This window comes from Rhizobacter sp. P2_H2 (genome assembly GCF_056403375.1).
Genome location: NZ_JBFUFP010001862.1, coordinates 1 through 514 on the forward strand (window position 1 = coordinate 1; position 514 = coordinate 514).

1 protein-coding gene is annotated in these 514 nt (G+C 74.9%); it reads right to left on the reverse strand.

Annotation, left to right across the window (positions count from 1 at the left end):
- Positions 1 to 514, reverse strand: a 514-nt coding sequence (locus AC1D15_RS36645; RefSeq protein ID WP_477829959.1) for a class I SAM-dependent methyltransferase, incomplete at both ends; no start/stop codon positions are given.

Below are 514 nucleotides of genomic sequence, written 5' to 3' on the forward strand. Positions count from 1 at the left end.
GCCCGCCACCTCGAGCATCAGCAGCGTGCCGCCGGGCGCGAGCACCTGGCGGACCTGGCCGAGGGTGCGGGCGAGGTCGGCCGTCGCGTGGATCACGTTGGCCGCGATCACGAGGTCGAAGTGCTGCCCCGCCAGCTGCGCCGCCAGCGAGCCCTCCAGGTCCAGCGGCTGGAAGCGCATGAACGGGTGCACGCCGAAGCGTTCGCGGGCACGGGCCACCATCAGCGGGCCGATGTCGGTGAACAGGTAGTCGCAGCGGTCGGCCGGCAGCATCGGCGCGACCCATGCCGTGGTGCCGCCGGTGCCGCCGCCCACTTCGAGGATGCGCAGCCGCTGCCCGGCCGGCAGCCGTGCGAGGGCGGCGCGCACGGTCTCGCGCAGCAGCTGGTTGTAGGCCTTGGCCTCGGGCGCATCGCGGTACAGCGCCTCGGCCAGCTCGGCCGAGCCGTTCGGGAACAGCTGGTGCAGCGGGTCGGCGCGGCCGGCCAGGATGTCGGCCAGCACCGCGCCGCAG